Here is a 15149-nt window from a genome sequence, read left to right as displayed (position 1 = left end):
CCCGACCCGACCCACCCGGCCCGACCCGACCCGACCCACCCGGCGCGGCCTGGCGGCATGATCGACTCGGTTTCATTGAAGTCGCGGTGTCCCAGGGCCATCAATAGCGCGATATTCAGGAACCCGAGTGGATCTAGGCTGATCGCGCCTCAGATGGTGTCCGGCGCGGCACCCGACGGGGCCTGGTGCGCCGGAACCCACGCGCCCCGGGGGGGGGTGGGAGGGTGTGGATCAGGTGGGGAGCGGTGCGCAGGAGGCGGCGGCGACCCCTTCGAGGTAGCCGCGGGCGCGTTCCGCCTTGGGATAGCGACCGACCAGCGCCCAGAACCGGGCGTTGTGGCTGGGCACGATGAGGTGCGCCAACTCGTGGAGCAACACGTAGTCGATCACCCACTCGGGCATCTCCTGGACGCGGTGCGAGATGCGGATGCTGCGGTCCGCCGGGGTGCAGGAACCCCACCGGCCGTTCTGGTTGGTGACCCACCGGACGCTGGCCGGGACCGCTTTCGCGGGGTACTCGGCGAGATAGAGGTCGATGAGCCGGTTGGCGCGGGCCAGCAGCTCGGCGTCGGAGCGGGCCAGTCGCCCCTCACGCGCGGCGAGTCGGGCGAGCATCCGGTCGACCCACTCGCTCTCCTCGGCGCGGGAGAACTGGTCGGGGATGAGGACGACCACTCGCTCACCGTCACGGTACGCGGACACCGTGCGTCGTCGACGCTGGCTGCGCCGCACCTCGACGACAGGCTTGCGCGTCCCCGCCATCACTGGCCCGCGCAGCCTCGGCTACGTGTCACGAAGGAAAGCTAATGCCCACTGACCAGGGGTCCGCAAGAGTCAACCGCACGACACGCGCCCAGAAAATGGTGATTGGTCGCCAGGCGTCCCGAAAATTTCTTGACGGATGCGCCATCGCGCCATCTCGTCACCCTTCGTGAACGCCGATGACGCGGGTACGCGGCACGTCCCCACCGTAGGTGATCACCGTCCCGGATGCCCCTGCGGGGGCACTCGCACGGGTGGCTGTCAGGGTTTGGTCGGCGTGTCCCCGCCAAACTGACTTATCCGACCTATTTCGCCATGCACACTCTCGACGTCGACTTGCTCACAGTGTCGATGCACAGCTGACATGGAACTGCCCAGACCTGGGTAGGGTCCGCGAACCAGCGGTCACGAAGGTGGCCGCGGAGTGAGACCCAGCGCCGGCGCCCCGTGTGGCCCGCCGCCGGGCACCCCGCCGGAACGGCATTGACCGGCGGACGAGACGAGGAGGGCACCGTGGCCGACCAGGCCCAGACGACCTACAACGGTTACTGCGTGAAGTGCAAGGAGAAGCGGGACTTCGAGGGGCACGTCGAGGTCTCGAAGACCGGAATGAACATGGCCAAGGGCAAGTGTCCGGTATGCGGAACAACAGTGAACCGCATCCTGGGCAAGGCCAAGGTCTGACCCGAACGGGGTGAACGGGGGTGGGGTGGCCGGTGGCCACCCCACCCCCGTTGCCGATCGGCGCTCGACGCCACCGGCGTCGGGGGCGGCCCTGTCGGTTGGCTGACAACACGGCTCGCGGGCTGTGGAAAACCCGCCAGATCCTGTGGATAGCGCTGGACAGCGGCCTGACCGCCTGTGGACAACGATCGACCGAGCGCGAAGACGCGGTCACGATTCGTGACATGAGCCGCACCGCACTGCTCCGCCCCACCCTGCTGCCCGGCCTCAACCGGCTCTGGCGGGACCGGCACACCCTCCAGCTCGGCGTCGGCCCCGGTCCGGCAGTCCTGCTGGAGTTGGCCAACCCCCGCGCGGCCCACCTGCTCGACCTGCTCGACGGCACCCGCAGCGAGCGCACCGTGCTGGCCGAGGCGACGACCGCCCAGGTCAGCGCCAACGACGCGCGTACCCTGCTCGACGCGCTGCAAGCTGCCGGCCTGTTGGTGCCGGCGCACAGCCTGGTCCCCCGCGACCTGACCGGCCCGGTCCGGGCCCGACTCGCGGCGGAGGCCGGCGCGCTGGCCCTGACCGCCACCCGGCTGCCCGGCACCCCGGCTCAGGTCCTGCGTCGGCGGCGGGCGGCCCGCGTCCTGCTCACCGGTGTCGGGGCGCTCGGCGGGCCCCTGACGGTGGCGCTGGCCCAGTCCGGCGTGGGCCAGGTGATTCCCCAGCTCACCGGCCCGGTACGCGCCGTCGACCTGATCGGCACGGGCATCCCCGCCGCCGACCTGGGTCGCCCGCTGGCATCGGCGGTACGGGCCGCGGTCGATCGCGTCGCGCCGGGCACCGGCACCCACCCGAGCCGCGCCGGGCGGGTCGACCTGGTGATCCAGCTCGGCATGGACCGGCCTCCCGCGCTGCTCGCCGCCGGTTTCGCCCAGCGCCGGCAGCCGCACCTGCTCGTCACACTCCGCGAAGGCGTACCGGTGATCGGGCCCTTGGTCCGCCCGCCCGCCGGGCCCTGCCTGCACTGCGTCGAGCTGCACCGGGCCGACCGCGACCCGGATTGGCCGCGGCTCGCCGCTCAACTCGCCGTCGCCGACCCGGTGGCCGCCGGAACGACCGGCACCCTGCTCGCGGCCTGCGGGTACGCGCTGGCCGAGGCGCTGACACAGCTGGACGGGGGCCAACCGGAGACGCTTGGTGGTGCCGTGGAGATCGCCGGTGCCGGCCGTTTCCGTCGTCGGGGTTGGCCGCCACACCCGGCGTGCGGGTGCTCGCAGGGTCGAGTGTCCGCACCAGCCCGGCCGCAGAGCAGCAGGGGGGCCCTCCGGTCGGTAACAATGACCGGGTGACCGACATCCCGCGCCGCGCCGTGTCCCGCACCGCCAAGCTCGCCGCCCTGCCGCTCGGCTTCGCCGGCCGGACCGTTCTCGGGATGGGAAAGCGCGTCACCGGGCTCGCCTCCGACGTGATCTCGGCGGAGATCCAACAGCGCACCGCCGAGCAGCTGTTCAGCGTCCTGGGTCAGCTCAAGGGCGGGGCGATGAAGTTCGGCCAGGCGCTGTCGGTCTTCGAGGCGGCTCTGCCGGAGGAGATCGCCGCGCCCTACCGGCAGGCGTTGACGAAGTTGCAGGAGGCCGCGCCGCCGCTGCCGGCCGCCAGCGTGCACAAGGTGCTGGCCGAGCAGCTCGGCCCCGACTGGCGGGACCTGTTCGTCGAGTTCAACGACGTTCCGGCCGCCGCCGCGAGCATCGGTCAGGTGCACCGGGCGCGCTGGCGCGAGCCGGGGTTCGACGCGGCGGGCGCACCGAACAGCCGCGACGTGGCGGTCAAGATCCAATATCCGGGGGCCGGCGACGCCCTGCTCGCCGACCTCAAGCAGCTCTCCCGACTGGGCGGGATGTTCCGGGCCATCCAGCCCGGCCTGGACGTCAAGCCGCTCCTGGCCGAACTGCGCGAACGGATCACCGAGGAGTTGGACTACGAGCTGGAGGCCGAGTCGCAGCGCGCCTTCGCGTCCGCGTACGCCGACGATCCGGAGATCTACATCCCGGAGGTGGTCAACGCCTCGCCGCGGGTGCTGGTCACCGAGTGGGTGACGGGCACCCCGCTGGCCGACATCATCCGGGAGGGCACCGAGGAGGATCGGAACGAGGCCGGCCGGTTGATGGCCACCCTGCACCTCTCCGCGCCGCAGCGGGCCGGGCTGCTGCACGCCGACCCGCACCCGGGAAACTTCCGGCTGCTGCCCGACGGTCGGCTCGGCGTGATCGACTTCGGGGCGGTGGCCCGTATGCCGGAGGGCACTCCGGAGCCGATCGGTCGGATCGCCGCGATGGCCCTGCGCGGCAACGCCGACGAGGTCGTGGCGGGGCTGCGGTCGGAGGGGTTCATCGGCTCGGCCGACGAGATCGACGCCGAGGGGGTGCTCGACTTCATCCGTCCCATGCTGGAGCCCATCGCGGCGGACGGCTTCCGGTTCACCCGAGCCTGGCTGCGGGCCGAGGCGGGTCGACTGGCCAGCCCTCGCTCCCCCACGTACCAGCTGAGCCGGCAGCTCAACCTGCCACCGTCGTACCTGCTGATCCACCGGGTGACGCTCGGGTCGATCGGGGTGCTCTGCCAGTTGGAGGCGAAGGCCCCCTACCGGAGCATCCTCGAGCGCTGGCTGCCCGGCTTCGCCCCGGTCGCCTGAGCAGGTCGAGGCCCGGTCGCCTGAGCAGGCCGATGCCCGGTCGCCTGAGAACGTGAGGGGCTGAGAACGTGAGGAAGGGCGGGTGCCGGTCGGCACCCGCCCTTCTGAGTGGAGTGGTACTAGAGAACGCCCAGGTCGCGAGCCGCCTGATTGCGGCCGGTCATGGCGACGGTACGGGCGGATCGGGTTGCCTCAGTGCTCGTGGTGGTACGACCGGCCTGAGGCCGGCGCATTCGAGCCCTGGTCAACGCTTCGTTGAGTAGTTGCATCTCGAAGGCTCCACTCGGAATGTTCAACATCGTTTTCTCACTCACTGCCGGTAGGACACCGGCGTCGTTGGAACGGGTCGGGAACATGTCAGGCTGCCAGCCGGACCGCGCCACGCACCTCGGACAGCCCACTGGCTGCCAGGCGCGCCTCGGCCTCGACCCGAAGCGCGGCGTCTCGGGCGACGTCCTCCTTACGCGGACGGCCACGGGGCCGCTTACGCGGGACAACCGCGCCACGCTCGAAGATCTCGCCGCCCCAGACGCCCCAGGGCTCCGCTCGCTCAACGGCTCCGGCCAGGCACTCGACGCGCAGCGGGCAGTCCCCGCAGAGCGACTTGGCCAGCTCGAGCTCGGTGGGCGAGTCGGAGAACCACAGGTCGGGGTCGAACTTCCGGCAGGGCAGGTTCGCCTCCATCTCGACGCTCATGTCGAGGGGGGCCAACGCCAGACTCATCTCCCGGTCACCTCTCTCTCACTTCGATCTCGTGGATCGCATTCCGACGTACTTACGGCGGGCAAAAAACTGAGGCCGCGGATCCCGGTAAGCGGGTTCCGCGGCCTCGAGGTGAGCCGGAGTCTGATGGTCAGACCGGTTTACCTCGAGGTGGAACGCCGCGGACATCCATGCGCTTCTTGACGTCATTGATGCCCATGCCCGTGAAGCCACTGGTCCCCTCGACTCCGACGGGCGCGACGGTCAGGGTCAGCTCGGCCTGAACCTGGTGCACCTGCGGAACCGACGGTCGTGCAGCCGTGAGGGCCACCCGGACAGCCGACAGCGGAGCGCAGACAGACGGCATCGCCGTCAGACGCTCATAGGTGAAGATCTTCACGGTGGCCACCTCCCTCACGTTCCTCGAATCGACTGGACCGCCCCCGTGAGCAGCCGGAATGGCGCCGCTCGCGTGGTGTGTCCTGAGGCTATTCCTCGCGCCGGGGCGAGGGCAAACGAATTTACGACGAGATTTCGAAAGTTTTCTCCGGGCAGACATCGTCCACCCCGGCACCTGCCACGAGGGCCAGCACCGACTCCCCGTAGAGGCCCAGCTTGCGGGGGCCGATACCGGCGATGGCGATCAGCTCCTCCGACCGGGCCGGTCGCCGCTCGGCCAACGCGACGAGCGTCGCGTCGGTGAAGACCACGTACGCCGGGACCTTCTGCGCACCGGCCACCCGCTGCCGCCACTCGCGCAGCCGTTCGTGCAGCTCATCGTCGATGTCGGACGGGCAGGTGGGGCAGCGGCCGAGCTTTCGGTCCGGGCCGGCGAGCAGGGTGGCACCGCAGATCCGGCAGGAGACGATCTGGGTGCGTCGCCGCTCGGGACGGCGGGCCGGACCGGTGCCGCCGCTGGCCCGTTCGGTGCCGCCGGAGCGGTCCAGTTGGGGCAGGAACCGCGACGGACGCCGGGCCCGTCCGCCCGGCGACCGCGCGGCCGCGTACGACAGCCAGAGCCACTCGCGTGCGCGGGTGATCCCGACGTAGAGCAGCCGGCGCTCCTCCTCGACCTGCTCGACGGTCTTCGCGTACGTGGTGGGCAGGGTGCCCTCGGCGAGACCGACCAGGAAGACCGCGTCCCACTCCAGGCCCTTCGCCGAGTGCAGGGACGCCAGCGTCACGCCGTCCACGGTCGGTACGTGCTGCTGGGCGGCCCGGCGGGCCAGTTCCTCGGTGAAGTCGGTGAGGGTGACCGGGCGTTCCACCGAGGCGGCCTCGCCGATCGGCACGACCTCGGGGGTCGCCGCGTACTCCTCGGCGAGCTGGACCAGCGCGGACAGCGCCTCCCACCGCTCGCGGGCGGCACCGCCGGTCGGTGGGGTGTCCGGGGTCCAGCCGACGGCGGTGAGCGCCTCGACGACGGCGGCCGGCAACGGTGTCTCTCCCGGGATCGAGCGGGTGGCGGCACGCAGCGCGACCATCGCCTGGCGCACCTCGGCTCGTTCGAAGAACCGCTCCGCGCCCTGCACGACGTACGGCACCTCGGCCTCGGTGAGCGCCTTCTCGTACGCCTCGGACTGCGCGTTGACCCGGAACAGCACGGCGATCTCCTTCGCCGGGGTGCCCGCGTCGATCAGGGACCGGCAACGCGCGGCCACCGCGTTCGCCTCCGCCGGCTCGTCGGTGAAGATCCGCAGATCCGGTTCGGGGCCCGGGGGGCGCTGGCCGCTCAGTTCCAGGCGCAGGCGCGCCTCGGTGCCCCGGGCCTGGGAGATCACCGCGTTGGCCAGCCCGACCACCTGCGGGGTGGAGCGGTAGTCACGGACCAGCCGGACCACCGTGGCGTTGCGGTGTCGGCGCGGGAAGTCGACCAGGTACGCCGACGTCGCCCCGGTGAACGAGTAGATCGTCTGGCTGGCGTCCCCGACCACTGTCAGGTCGTCCCGGCCGCCGAGCCAGGCGTCCAGCAACCGCTGTTGGAGGGGGTTGACGTCCTGGTACTCGTCGACGACGAAGTGCCGGTACTGGCCACGGACCTGCTCACCGACGTCCGGGTGCTCCTCGATCCCCCACACCGCGGCCCGCAGCATGTCCTCGAAGTCGATCACACCGTTCGAGCGCTTGAGCTGCTCGTACGCGGTGAACACGTCGGCCACCTTCGCCGGCTCGTGGGGTGTGTCGCGCAGCGCCCGGGCCGCGGCCACCACGTAGTCCGTCGGTTCGACGAGCGACGACTTCGCCCACTCGATCTCGCCGGCCAGGTCGCGGGCGGCGGCCCGGTCGGTACGCAGGCCGACCCGGGCGGCAGCGAGGGTGACCAGTCGTACCTTGCTGTCCAGCAGTTCGGGCATGGCACGCCCGGCCAGCAGCCGGGGCGCGAAGTACCGCACCTGACGCAGCGCGGCGGCGTGGAACGTCCGCGCCTGGACGCCACCCACCCCGAGCACCGTGAGACGACTCCGCATCTCGGCGGCGGCGCGGGCGGTGAAGGTGACAGCGAGCACGTGTCGGGGGGAGATCTCCCCGGAGAGCGCCCGGTGGGCGATTCGGGAGGTGATCGCGCGGGTCTTGCCGGTGCCGGCGCCGGCCAGGATGCAGACCGGGCCGGCGGGTGCGGTCACCGCGGCGCGTTGCTCCGGGTCCAGCCCGGCGAGCACCTGTTCCGACGCTGAGTGAACCGCCACAACCAGGAATCATCTCAGCTCCTCCCAGCGTTGCAGCGAACAGCCTCGGCTTGATCGGCAAGCCGCGGCCGGAGGAGTTGGAGGATCCGACCATGTTGACGATGTATTCCACCCCCTGGTGCGGCTACTGCCACCGGCTGAAGTCGCAGCTCGACCGGGAGGGCATCGGTTACGAGGTGGTCGACATCGAGCAGGACCCGAAGGCCGCGGAGTTCGTGATGAGTGTCAACGGCGGTAACCAGACGGTGCCGACGCTGCGCTTCGCCGACGGCAGCGCGCTGACGAATCCCTCGATCACCCAGGTCAAGCAGCACCTGGAAACCCTCAACGCCTGATCTGCCGGTTCATCCTCGGCGCACGGCCGCCCCATCGGGGCGGCCGTTCGTCGTGTCCGGGCACGAGTCACGGTGGCGACGGTCGGCGGGCGTTGGAAGCCCGGGTCGGTCGGTGTCCTCAACCGGTCGGCGGGGTGCCGGGAGCGTCGGGCGGGTGGGTGGCGTCGGTGCGGGTGCCCCGGGCGGCGCGCTCAGGTGGCGGCCCCGCCACAGGTAGCTACCGGCGGCCAGGGTGGCCACTCCGACCAGCGCGAACAGCAGCCGGTAGTCCAGTAACCCGACCAGCAGGGCACCCGCCCCGATGGAGAACGCCTGCGGCCCGCTGACCACCGCCTGGGTGGCCGCGGCGACCCGGCCGACCAGCGCGGGCGGGGTGCGGCGCTGGATCAGCGTGTGCAAACCCACCATCGTCAGCGGGAGCGAGACCCCGGCCAGCAGCACCGCCGCGAACCCGAGCCGCAGATCGGGGTACGCGAGCGCGAGCGCGGCCGGCGAGAAGAAGGCGACCCCGGCGGCCAGCGTGCCGACCTCGCCGAGCCGGCGGACCAGCGTCGGTGAGCAGAGTCCGCCGAGCAGACCACCAACGCCCTGCACGGTGACCAGCACACCCACGAACGCGGCATCCCGGTTCAGCCCCTGGTCCACGTAGGCGAAGATGAGCGACTCGCTGAAGCCCATCACCAGTGAGCCGAGCCCGTAGCCGAGCAGGGCCCGCCGCAGGGCCGGCTCGCCGGCCAGGTGCCGCAGGCCGGCGCCCAGCTCGGCCGGCCACCGCAGCCGTACGGTCGGCGGCACCTGTTGCGGGGCGGGCAGCGCGGTCACCACCGCAGCCGCGGTCAGAAATCCGACCATGCCGATTCCGGCCAGCGCCCAGCCGCCGAGCGCCGCGTAGAGAGCCGCGCCCACCAGCGGGCCGACCAGTCGTATCCCCTGGCGTACGGTCTGCAGCACGCCGTTCGCCTCGGCCAGCAGCTCGACCGGCACCAACTCGCGGATGAGCCCGCTGAGCGCCGCACCGAGCGTGATGGACGAGAGTCCGTAGAGGGCGGCCACCAGGTAGACGACCCAGACGTCGCCCGCGTCGTGGACGGTGAACAGCGGGGTGAGCAGGGCGGCGGTCGCCACGTTCGCGGCGACGAAGAACGGTCGGCGCGGGTAGCGGTCCACGACCCAGCCGACCAGCGGTGCCAGCGTCATCGGCGCGATGACCGCGAAGATCGTGGCACCGGCCAACCCGTTCGAGCCAGTCAGATCCTTGACCCAGATGGCGAGCGCCAGCAGCAGGATCGACTCGGCGGTCATGCTGGCCAGCAGGCCGCCGAAGAGCAGACGGAAGTCGGGTCGGCGCAGGATCGTGCGCATGGGTCCCTCCGGCGGGATGGCGTGCCCAGGTGGGCGAGGTCGACGGCCGCGACCGCGGGTCCGTCGTCGTCCGGCATTCCCGTGGTCCGATTTTCGCAAGACACGCCCTCGCCGGAACCTCCGACACCGGTCGCGCCGTCCATACTGACCGTGGGGGGCGAATTTCATACAGTTACCGTCGCGTCTGCGGCGGTCGACGGGAAAGAGGACACTGTGCCTCCTGCCGCACCCAGCCCGATCCTGCGTCGTCGCCGGTTGGGCATCGAGCTGCGCCGCCTGCGTGAGGCCGCGGGCCTCACCGGCGATCAGGTCATCGAGCGTATCGGTTGGGCCTCCGCGTCCAAACTGTCCCGCCTGGAGAATGGCCGCAGCCGACCGGACCCGCAGGACGTCGGCGACCTGCTCGACCTCTACGGCGCCGACCAGGCGCTGCACGACGAGCTGCTGGGCATCACCAACGAGGCCGGCGACATGCGCGGCTGGTTGAAGAACTTCCCGGTGATGACGCAGCAGCAGCGCGGCTGGGCCGAGTTGGAGGCGGGCTGCGCGGAAATCTCCGAGTACAACCCGGTGCTGGTGCCGGGCCTGTTGCAGACCCCCGGGTACGCCCAGCTGCGGATCGTGTCGGCCCGCCAGGTGAGCGCGGGCGCGGGCGAGCCGGAGCCCGGCGACGAGCCGGAGACCGAGGTGCAGGCGCGATTGGCCCGCCAGTCGCTGCTCACCCGGGAGCCGCACGCTCCCCGCTACACCGCCGTGCTGGAGGAGGCCGCTCTCGGCCGCCGGGCCGGGCCGCCGGAGGTGCTGCACGAGCAGCTGCTCCAACTCTGCGAGCTGGCCCTGCTGCCGAACGTGACCCTGCACGTGCTGCTCCGGGACACCCAGATCGGCAGTTGGTTCCTTCCGCCGACCGCGTTCTCGGTCTATCGGTTCGCCGATCCCCTCGATCCGGAGACATTGGCCATCGAAGGTGGCTTCACCGACGTCATGTCGACCGAGGCAATCACGCTAAATCGCTATAAAGTGGTGTTCGAGTGGCTATGCACGGCGGCACTTAACGCCTCGGACACCCTCTCCTGGCTGATCGAGGCGGCGGGACGGCTGACCGAGGCGACGCCCCCATCCACAGTGGCGTTCGGGCCGGCAACGGCGCCGACCCAACGCCGCCAGGGTTCGGGGCGACTGACGGACCGGTGATCCACGGGGGACCTCCGTCGGGCGTGCGGCACCACTCGTCCCATCGGATCGCTGCACATCAGGAGCAGAACCATGAACGACATCCGCAACACGCCGTCCGTCTCCGCCCACTCGTTGGCGGACGCCCCGTGGCGTACCAGCACCCGCAGCCAGACCTCCAACTGCGTGGAGGTCGCCCCGCTCGCCACCGGCCCGTCGGCGGTCGCCCTACGCGACAGCAAGGACCGGGGCGGCCCGGTGCTGCTGTTCAACCGCGCAGGGTGGCTCGGTTTCATCACCGGCGCCAAGAAGGGCCAGTTCGATCTGAACTGACCCGGTCATCGGGTACGGGGCCGTCGGCGTAGCGCCGGCGGCCCCGTCTCGTCACACCCGTCGACCCGTCGCCCGGTGACCCGCCAACCCTGCTGAGCAGCCATCGACTGATCGGACGAGGCTCGAAACCGATAGGCGCGTTTCAGTTGCTGAGACGAACACGGGGCGTAACATGGCCCTCGGATACGTGGAACTTCCACACTGCTCATCCGTCGCGGTTCATCCGGAGACCCACATGCGGTTCCTGATCGTTCGCACCGACATCCGCGCCGTCGCCGACGGGGACATCGCCGCCGCCTGGGCGGACGGCCATCGACTTCGCGACGAGACGACCGCGCCCGAGCCGCGACGGCAGATCGTGCACGCCGAGGACCGGGACGCCGCACTCCTGCTGGCCCGCGCCCTCGCCACGGTCGGCGCGGTCCGCGCCGGCAAGCAGCGGGTCAAGGTCCTCCCGCTGATCGAGCCACGGCCCGCCTTCCGACAGAGACCGGGCCGCCTCGGCACCTGATTCACAGGTCGTCCGTCGTGGTCGGATCGGCTCCCCCGCCGCGTTACTCGCACCCACCGACCACGACGGCCCGTGTTCCCGGCCCGTGACCGTCGCGGCAACGGCGGTCGCGGGCCGGGACCGCGCTCAGCGGTCGGCGTCCACCCAGCCGTCCAGCCACCGGTGAATGAGGAAGAGCGCGATCGACGACGGCGGCGGCAGGACCAGTCGGGCCCCGTCGCCCACGTCGACCGTCTGCCCGGCCAGTGCCGCCCCGATCTCCTGGCGGGAGAACCACCGGGCGTACGCGATCTCGGACGGGTCGACCCGCACCGGCTCGGCCGGGTTCGCGGTGGCAAGGAAGCCCAGCATCAGCGAGCCGGGGAACGGCCAGGCCTGGCTGCCCACGTACCCGATGCGCTCGACCCCGATGCCCACCTCCTCGCGGACCTCGCGCAGCACTGCCGCCTCCGCCGACTCCCCCGGTTCCACGTAGCCCGCCAGGCAGGAGTAGCGGCGACCACCCGGGGTGCCCTGCCAGCCGGCGTTGTTGCCGAGCAGGCAGCGACCGTCCGGGCCGTCCACGCCGTCATGGACGAGCACGATCATCGCCGGGTCGGTACGCGGCCAGATCCGCCCGCCGTTGCGGTCCACCCGGGACCAACCGGCCTCGTCCATCGCGGTCGGCGCACCGGTGCTGGTCGAGTAACCGTGCCGGGTGTGCCAGTTGACGAGTGCCAGCGCGGTGGTGAAGATGCCGGCCTCCCGGTCGGCGAGCAGGTGACCCACCTCGCGGAGGTGGACCGCCCGGGTCCCCGGGATCGCCGGCAGCGGCGCGTCGACGGCGAAGACCGGCACCCCGTCCGGCTCGACCCCCAGGAACATCGCCGCCGACTCGGAGCCGGCGGGCACGTCAGCCGCACCGAACAGCACCAACGTCGGCGGCGACGTCTCGGTGCGGGCCAGCGTCCGACCGTCGTCCGTCGAGTCGATCAGCAGCACCCGGGCGCGCAACCACGCCTCGGTCAACCACTGCGAGTCGCCCCGCCGGTGCGCCGCCCGATCCAGCGTGGACCGCGCCAACGGCGGCGCCGCCTCCCCGCTCACGCCTGTCGCTCGGTGTGGACAGCGGTCAGCGCGGCCAGCCCCGGGGTGATCCGCTCCGCGTCGCCGAGCACCACGATCGCCGCCCGAGCCGGTGCCAGGTACCGGGCCGCCGCCTGCGCCACGTCCTCGATGCTCGCCTTCGCCAACCGCGCCGCGTACTCGGCGAGGAAGTCCAGGCGCAGCCCGTTGCCCGCGTACGCGCTGGTCAACGCGGCCAGCCCGGCCTGGGTGGACATGCCGAGCTGAAGGGTGCCCAGAGCGTACTGCCGGGCCTGCTCCAACTCCTCGGGCTTCGGTGGCAGCGACGCCAACCGGCCCAGCTCGTACGTCGTCTCCAGCAGCGCCGGACCGGTGACCTCGGTGGCCACGTCGGCGGCGGCGACCAGCACCGACCCGGCGACGGAGTGCTCGATACCCGAGTGCGGGCCGTACGTGTAGCCCTTGTCCTCGCGGATGTTCTCCACCCACCGGGAGGAGAAGTAGCCGCCGAAGATCAGGTTGGCCAGTTGCAGCGGGGCGTGGTCCGGGTCGGTGCGCGACACCGCCGGAAGCGCGATCCGCAGCGACGACTGCACCGAGCCCGGCCGGTCGACAAGCAGCAGCGGCCCCGGCTCCAGCGGCGGGGTCGCCGGCAGGTCGGCCGTACGCCCGGCACCCGACCAGCCGCCGAGTGCCCGCTCGGCGGCGTCCAACGCCTTCTCCGGCTGCACGTCACCGACCAGCACCAACTGCGCGCCGGTCGGATGCACCCGCTCCGAGTGCAGGGTGCGCAGGGCCGCCGGTCGGACGGCCCGGATCTGGTCGGGCTCGGGCGTCTGCGTCGCGTACGGGTGCCGGCCGTAGATCCGCTTGAGCAGCGCCTCCCGGGCCAGGTGCGCCGGTTGACTCTGCGCCACCTGGATCCGGTCGACCAGTCGGTCCCGTTCGGTGGCCACCTCGTCGCTGGGGTAGCTGGCGCCCATCAGCACCTCGGCCAGCAGCTCCAGCATCCGGTCCAGACCGGTGACCAGGCCGGCGCCGGAGAGCATCAGCCGGTCCGGGTCGACGCCCGCGGAGAGCCCGCCGCCCACCTTCTGCAACTCGGCGGCGATCTGCACGCTGGTCATCGACCCGGTGCCGGAGAGCATGGTCTGCGAGAGCATCGCGCCGCGGGCCAGGTGCACCCGTCCGAACGGCACCCAGAGCCGCAGTTCGACCAGGGGCACGGCGGGCCGGCGTACCGCGATCACGGTGAGCCCGTTGGGCAGCGTCCGCTCGGCCTGCTTGGGCACCTTGAGCTTGCGGGTCGGACCGAGCGGGGGAAGCGTGCGCGGCGCGGCGGCCACAGTCCCGGTCATCGGGCACCTCCGGGGATGACTTCGATGGCGGCGCGACGCTCCGGGCGCACTGTGGCCGCGGCGGCCCGGACCTGCTCCTCGGTGACCTCGCCGACCAGCCGGGGCAACTCGTTGAGCAGGCCCGGCTCGCCGCGTTGCTGCTCCAGCACTGCCATCCGCAGCGCCCGACCGAGCACCGCGTCGGTGTCCCGCAGCAGGTGGGTCGCCATCCGGGCCTGGGTGCGGGCCAGCTCACCGTCGGTCAGCCCGTCGGTGGCCAGCCGGTCCAGCTCCTCGTCGATGGTGCGCAGCACCTTGTCCACGTCACCCCCGGGCGGCAGGTGCGCCTGCAACAGCAGCGCGGTGGGGTCGCGGACGTCGAACGGGTCGCCCATGAAACCGAGGTATCCGCCGAGGCTGGTCACGGTGCGGTCGCGCTGCACCAGCCGCTCGACCAGCCGCGACGCGTCGCCGTCGGTGAGCACCTCGGCCAGCACCACGTACGGCAGGTAGCCGGCGAAGTCGGTGACCGGGTCGGGCACCCGCCACGCGCCGGCCACCGCCGGCAGCGGCGCCAGGGCGTCGGTGTACGAGGTGCGCCGCTCGGCGCTCAGGTCGGGTTCGGTGAAGTCGGGCCGTTGCGGTGCCGGCCGGGCCGGCACGTCGCCGAAGTGCCGGCTGACCAGCTCGGTCGCCTCGGCCACGTCGATGTCACCGCTGACGGCGAGCACGGCGTTGCCGCTGGCGTAGTAGCGGCGGAAGAAGTCCGCTGCGTCAGCGACGGTCGCCGACTCCAGGTCGTCGAAGGAGCCGTAGCCGTCGTGGGCGTTGGGGAAGGTGTCGAACATGACCGGCGGCAGGGTCAGCCAGGGGAAACCGCCGTACGGCCGGTTGAGGACGTTGACCCGGATCTCCTCCTTGACCACGTCGACCTGGTTGCGCAGGTTCTCCTCGGTCAGCCGGGGGCCGCGCATCCGGTCCGCCTCCAGGAACAGTGCGCGTTCCAGCGCGTTGCTCGGCAACGTCTCGAAGTAGTCGGTGTAGTCCAGGTGGGTGGAGCCGTTGAAGGTGCCGCCCGCGCCCTGCACGTGCCGGAAGTGAGCCAGCTTCTCCAGGTTTTCCGAGCCCTGGAACATCAGGTGCTCGAAGAGGTGGGCGAAGCCGGTGCGCCCCTCGGGCTCCGAGCGGATGCCGACGTCGTAGACCACCGCCACCCCGATCACCGGGGCACTGCGATCGGGGGTGAGCACCACCCGCAGGCCGTTGTCGAGGGTGAACCGCTCGACCGGATACTTCGTCGCTGGAATTCTGGATCTCCGCGCCGCCACGGAGTCGACCCTAGCGCGTCGACACGGTCGCCACCCGCGACCTTCCCGGAGCCGCCGCGACGGGGGCGGTCACCAGGGTCAGCACCTCGTTGGCGACCCGTTCGGCCTCCTCGCGGTGCGGCCGAGTCGATCCGACGGAACCGGGCCTTTGCGGCGGCGAGCCCGCTCCGGGCTCGTCCCGGCCAGCAGC

At 71.6% G+C, this 15149-nt stretch carries 15 protein-coding genes; 7 read left to right on the top strand and 8 right to left on the bottom strand.

All coding sequences use genetic code 11. The features are described from left to right. Positions 1 to 231 precede the first annotated feature (231 nt). Entirely contained in the window at positions 232 to 762 is a 531-nt protein-coding gene (locus tag IF22_RS0129450; protein WP_030337586.1) for a M48 metallopeptidase family protein, read from the bottom strand. 513 nt (positions 763 to 1275) lie between these two features. Between IF22_RS0129450 and IF22_RS35235 the strand changes: the two genes are divergently transcribed. From IF22_RS35235 to IF22_RS0129435, 3 genes are all read left to right on the top strand, one after another. Next, positions 1276 to 1446 carry a DUF5679 domain-containing protein gene (locus tag IF22_RS35235; RefSeq protein WP_167457767.1) on the top strand — a complete coding sequence of 57 codons (171 nt, stop codon included), beginning with the start codon at positions 1276 to 1278 and terminating at the stop codon, positions 1444 to 1446. A 224-nt stretch (positions 1447 to 1670) separates the two neighbouring features. Then, positions 1671 to 2783 carry a TOMM precursor leader peptide-binding protein gene (locus IF22_RS0129440; RefSeq protein WP_030337585.1) on the top strand — a complete coding sequence of 371 codons (1113 nt, stop codon included), beginning with the start codon at positions 1671 to 1673 and terminating at the stop codon, positions 2781 to 2783. Next, positions 2780 to 4126: an ABC1 kinase family protein gene (locus IF22_RS0129435; protein WP_030337584.1), complete on the top strand. Its 1347-nt coding sequence runs from the start codon at positions 2780 to 2782 to the stop codon at positions 4124 to 4126. Before IF22_RS0129440 ends, IF22_RS0129435 begins: the two co-directional genes overlap by 4 nt. Positions 4127 to 4483: 357 nt before the next feature. Here IF22_RS0129435 and IF22_RS0129430 read toward each other — a convergent pair whose 3' ends face one another. The 3 genes from IF22_RS0129430 to IF22_RS0129420 all read right to left on the bottom strand — a co-directional run bounded on the left by IF22_RS0129430 (position 4484) and on the right by IF22_RS0129420 (position 7515). After that, positions 4484 to 4849, bottom strand: a complete 366-nt coding sequence (locus tag IF22_RS0129430; protein ID WP_030337583.1) for a WhiB family transcriptional regulator — start codon at positions 4847 to 4849, stop codon at positions 4484 to 4486. Positions 4850 to 4979: 130 nt separating this feature from the next. Further along, the gene (locus IF22_RS0129425) at positions 4980 to 5228 is read right to left on the bottom strand and encodes a hypothetical protein (RefSeq protein WP_030337582.1); all 249 of its coding nucleotides are present in this window, start codon (positions 5226 to 5228) and stop codon (positions 4980 to 4982) included. A 121-nt stretch (positions 5229 to 5349) separates the two neighbouring features. After that, positions 5350 to 7515: an ATP-dependent DNA helicase UvrD2 gene (locus tag IF22_RS0129420; protein ID WP_030337580.1), complete on the bottom strand. Its 2166-nt coding sequence runs from the start codon at positions 7513 to 7515 to the stop codon at positions 5350 to 5352. 92 nt (positions 7516 to 7607) lie between these two features. Between IF22_RS0129420 and IF22_RS0129415 the strand changes: the two genes are divergently transcribed. Next, positions 7608 to 7850 carry a mycoredoxin gene (locus tag IF22_RS0129415; RefSeq protein ID WP_030337579.1) on the top strand — a complete coding sequence of 81 codons (243 nt, stop codon included), beginning with the start codon at positions 7608 to 7610 and terminating at the stop codon, positions 7848 to 7850. A 9-nt stretch (positions 7851 to 7859) separates the two neighbouring features. On the opposite strand, the gene IF22_RS0129410 is transcribed toward IF22_RS0129415, so the two are convergent. After that, complete coding sequence (locus tag IF22_RS0129410; protein ID WP_051708858.1) at positions 7860 to 9212, bottom strand: MFS transporter; 1353 nt, start codon at positions 9210 to 9212, stop codon at positions 7860 to 7862. 213 nt (positions 9213 to 9425) lie between these two features. On the opposite strand from IF22_RS0129410, the gene IF22_RS0129405 reads away from it, so the two are divergent. The 3 genes from IF22_RS0129405 to IF22_RS0129395 all read left to right on the top strand — a co-directional run bounded on the left by IF22_RS0129405 (position 9426) and on the right by IF22_RS0129395 (position 11229). Further along, complete coding sequence (locus IF22_RS0129405) at positions 9426 to 10406, top strand: helix-turn-helix domain-containing protein (RefSeq protein WP_030337576.1); 981 nt, start codon at positions 9426 to 9428, stop codon at positions 10404 to 10406. Positions 10407 to 10478: 72 nt separating this feature from the next. Further along, entirely contained in the window at positions 10479 to 10718 is a 240-nt protein-coding gene (locus tag IF22_RS0129400) for a DUF397 domain-containing protein (RefSeq protein ID WP_030337575.1), read from the top strand. Between the two features lie 235 nt (positions 10719 to 10953). Further along, complete coding sequence (locus IF22_RS0129395; protein WP_030337574.1) at positions 10954 to 11229, top strand: hypothetical protein; 276 nt, start codon at positions 10954 to 10956, stop codon at positions 11227 to 11229. 126 nt (positions 11230 to 11355) lie between these two features. On the opposite strand, the gene nudC is transcribed toward IF22_RS0129395, so the two are convergent. Genes nudC through IF22_RS0129380 form a run of 3 tightly spaced genes read right to left on the bottom strand, consistent with a single transcriptional unit; the run spans position 11356 to position 14959 of the window. Next, on the bottom strand, positions 11356 to 12315 hold the full coding sequence (gene nudC, locus IF22_RS0129390; protein WP_030337573.1) for an NAD(+) diphosphatase: 960 nt from the start codon (positions 12313 to 12315) through the stop codon (positions 11356 to 11358). Further along, on the bottom strand, positions 12312 to 13652 hold the full coding sequence (locus IF22_RS0129385) for a M16 family metallopeptidase (RefSeq protein WP_030337571.1): 1341 nt from the start codon (positions 13650 to 13652) through the stop codon (positions 12312 to 12314). The genes nudC and IF22_RS0129385 overlap by 4 nt, the downstream gene beginning before the upstream one ends. Then, on the bottom strand, positions 13649 to 14959 hold the full coding sequence (locus IF22_RS0129380; protein ID WP_030337570.1) for a M16 family metallopeptidase: 1311 nt from the start codon (positions 14957 to 14959) through the stop codon (positions 13649 to 13651). The genes IF22_RS0129385 and IF22_RS0129380 overlap by 4 nt, the downstream gene beginning before the upstream one ends. Positions 14960 to 15149: the final 190 nt, after the last annotated feature.

This window comes from Micromonospora parva (genome assembly GCF_000718515.1).
GTDB classification, from domain to species: domain Bacteria; phylum Actinomycetota; class Actinomycetes; order Mycobacteriales; family Micromonosporaceae; genus Micromonospora; species Micromonospora parva.
The sequence above is the reverse complement of the archived record's forward strand: the minus strand, read 5'-3'. Positions and strand labels throughout refer to the sequence as shown.